Here is a 3,209-nt window from a genome sequence, read left to right on the forward strand (position 1 = left end):
CCTGGCTATGGTGGTATTTTTACCCATAGCTTGAGAAAAGACGATCACAGCTTGCCTCTGAAGGCTCAAAAGAGCCTCCTGTGCTGCGTCACAAAATTCGCCTGCGCTTATATGAAATATCCAGTGTCAGGGATTTGACACTGGATATCCTTTCCGCTCATGGTTACAATGTGCTCCTGGCGCAAGACGGGCTTGAGGCCTTACATGTCTACAAGGCATTCGGCCACAATATTGACCTTGTGCTCCTGGACATGATCATGCCCCGGATGGACGGCAAAGAGACCTATAAGAAGCTCAAGGAAATCGATCCTGATATTACGGTGTTATTCTGTAGCGGCTACAGCCAAAATCATCGACTATGCGAAGAACTGAAAAAGAGTAACCTGCCTTATGTAAACAAACCTTTCAGAATAGATGATCTGCTCAGGAAAATGCGGCAGGTACTGGACCATGAAGCCGGTAGCGTAAATATCCGGTGAGCCCGTTATATCCTACCTTGAAGCGGTTTGCCTTTTTTCGGGTTTCAAAGCTTACTCATTGCAGACCGAAAGAGGCAGTGCAATCCGGCCCGCGGTTGAAACCCCGCAAAAGGCAAACCGCTTCTGCGGCAGGGTGCTGATGGCAACTCCGAAGCACAATGGACTTAAACCGGTCACAGGGGAGCTCCTTCTGGAAACGATTTGCGTCAGCCCTGTAGTTTTCTTGGCCTTTGCAGTATGGGAAACCCCCGGCTCCGGAGCGAAGCAAGCGAAGGAGAACGGGGGAGGGTCTCCCATGCTGCAAAGGCCTTAAGAAAACAAGGGGCGAGAGCATGTTGGAAGAAGGAGCTCCCCTGTGACCGGTTACCAGTGAACCAGGGTTCACCGAATATTTACCCGGTAGCCGGGAAATGGCGCAGTAAAAAAGATCAAAGGAATTTGTCAAAAATCCGTTTTGTTGCTTGTAATACGTCAGTTTTGGCTGAGAGCTTCAGCAGGGATTCCTGCTGGAGCTCGCTCTGGAAAATATCGTCGCTTGCCGGGATACAGCCACCAAACAGGAGATCTGTTTTCCCTGTGGCCTCCTGTATCTGTTCCTCCAGTGCTGCCGGCAGGTCCCTCGGCACCCTGTTTACCACGAGCACTTTATTTCTAACTTCTAATTTTAATGCCTTAGTAAGATCGGCTATGCGTGCCGCTGCGACTATCCCCCGGATTGAAGGATCAGACACAGCAAATAAGGTATGTATCTTCCGGAGGTTTAAGCGGCTCAGGTGCTCCATTCCCGCCTCATTATCGACTATGAGATAGCGGTAACTCCTGGCCAGCCCCTCTATTACCTGTGCCAGGATCGTATTGGCCATGCAATAGCATCCAGGGCCTTCGGGCCGGCCCATGACCAGTAAGTCAAAACCCTTGGCCTCTATAATGGCACGGTTTATGTGCATCTCCATGTAATCTCTCTTGGTCATGCCGGGAGGTGTCTCTGTCTTCATGCTCTCCCTGATATCTCCCAGGCTGGTCTCCACTGAAAGGCCGATGAGTTCATTAAGATTTTCATTGGCATCGGCGTCCACGGCCAGCACAGGAGTCAGGCCTTTCTCCACAAGGTATTTGATCAGGAGTGCACTGAGGGTGGTCTTGCCGGTGCCGCCCTTACCGGCCATGGCAAGGATCCGGGCTGTTTCAGGACTATGGGTGTCAGAAATCAGATTCAACAGCTAAGTAAGGGCCCATCGCCCCTAATAGTTTCGGATTCAGAGGACTGTTAATGGCATCAAGTTCCTCGACAGAAAGGAGAAAACCAAGGCTCTGGCGGAACTGAATAATCCTGCATGCAGTGACTTCACCAATGCCCGGGAGAAGGGCCAGTTCCTCAATAGACGCACGGTTTATATCCACAGGACGAAAAAAGAGCAGCTCCCTTGCACTGCAGGCATCTTGTGAATTATTTGCAATAACATCTCTTTTAGAAAGAGCTTGAGCCTGTCCTCCCCGATGTGACGCCAGCTGATGTTCTGCTAATAGAAAACAGCCAACTATGAGGACTAAGACAAAGATTTGTTCTGTATATATATTATACTCTGAAAGGCTACGATTGCACATTTAACTTCCACAACCCCAAGGGCCTGTTGATAAGAATTTTTATTAAAGTAAGCTATTAGTCATTATGAAGCAACCAGCAAAGATTGAAAAAGCAGAGATCTACGCATTAAAAATCCCTTTTAAGATGGATTTTACGCATGCAATGGCATCGCGATCCTTTTCCGATTCCCTTATTCTCAAAATAGAAGGGCATGGGAAAAGGGGATTCGGTGAGGCTGTCGTGCGAGACTATGTATCGGGCGAGATCTGGAAAGATGCAGACCCGCTGGAAAATGCCAAGGAAATTATAGTAAGAATACTCGGGCCCCTTATTGAAAAGGATATATCGTGGGAAGAAGCAAAAGAGCATTTGGATTCCCTGGCCATTGAATCACACGAGCTTCCCCTGTTATGTGCAGCAGAAACAGCGCTCCTTGACATGTTTTGCAACAGCTCAGGGGAAGACATCTATGGCCTGTTAAAAAAAGAGCCTCTAAAGCAGACAATTCGGTATGGCGGAACCCTTCCCATGCTTCCCCTGTCAGCAGCGGAACATATTCTGGACATGTACCAAAAAGTGAACATACGTAATATGCGTATCAAGGTCGGCACTGATCTAGATTATAATAAGGAAATACTAAAGCTTTCACGGGAAAAACTAGGGCAGGACTTTGATTTGAGGGTCGATGCCAATGCATCCTGGTCGTTGGAGATAGCAGTTGAAAGCCTTAAATTATGCCGGAAGTACGGGATATTTCTGGTTGAAGAGCCTTTTGGCAGGGACAGAGAGGAAATACTCTTTCTTCTTAAGGATCCGGAGAGCCGTGATTTTCAATTTGTGGCAGATGAATCAGCCATTACTGTCAGTGATATAGAGACCATGGCAAAAAACAGGAGTTACCACATGATCCATCTTCGTCTTTCAAAGAATGGAGGACTCCTTAAAATTTTAAAAATGGCTGAAATCGCTGATAAAAGGGGACTTCGGTATCAAGTTGGATGTCAGGTGAGGGAAACCGCCTCGATGGCCACTTCAAAATACCCCACCTGTGGCCGGGTCAAAATACCCCGGCGACAGGTTAAAGTAGTGTACTAATCTTGGGGGTAAAAATCCATCGTTTTTCCTTTTTCATCCTGGTTTTTTCT

Annotated in this window: 5 protein-coding genes; 3 read left to right on the top strand and 2 right to left on the bottom strand. The window is 47.7% G+C overall.

Annotation, left to right across the window (positions count from 1 at the left end; genetic code table 11):
- Positions 1-80: 80 nt before the first annotated feature.
- Both C4B57_11925 and C4B57_11930 read left to right on the top strand, forming a co-directional pair.
- Entirely contained in the window at positions 81-479 is a 399-nt protein-coding gene (locus C4B57_11925) for a hypothetical protein (GenBank protein PXF50592.1), read from the top strand.
- A gap of 58 nt (positions 480-537) precedes the next feature.
- Complete coding sequence (locus C4B57_11930) at positions 538-792, top strand: hypothetical protein (GenBank protein PXF50593.1); 255 nt, start codon at positions 538-540, stop codon at positions 790-792.
- A gap of 115 nt (positions 793-907) precedes the next feature.
- On the opposite strand, the gene C4B57_11935 is transcribed toward C4B57_11930, so the two are convergent.
- A complete protein-coding gene (locus tag C4B57_11935) occupies positions 908-1,645 on the bottom strand; it encodes a carbon monoxide dehydrogenase (protein PXF50596.1) in 738 nt (245 codons plus the stop codon).
- A gap of 34 nt (positions 1,646-1,679) precedes the next feature.
- On the bottom strand, positions 1,680-2,084 hold the full coding sequence (locus C4B57_11940) for a hypothetical protein (protein ID PXF50594.1): 405 nt from the start codon (positions 2,082-2,084) through the stop codon (positions 1,680-1,682).
- A gap of 64 nt (positions 2,085-2,148) precedes the next feature.
- Here C4B57_11940 and C4B57_11945 point away from each other — a divergent pair, with 64 nt between their 5' ends.
- Complete coding sequence (locus C4B57_11945) at positions 2,149-3,159, top strand: hypothetical protein (protein PXF50595.1); 1,011 nt, start codon at positions 2,149-2,151, stop codon at positions 3,157-3,159.
- Positions 3,160-3,209: the final 50 nt, after the last annotated feature.

Source organism: Deltaproteobacteria bacterium (assembly GCA_003194485.1).
GTDB lineage: Bacteria > Desulfobacterota > Dissulfuribacteria > Dissulfuribacterales > UBA3076 > UBA3076.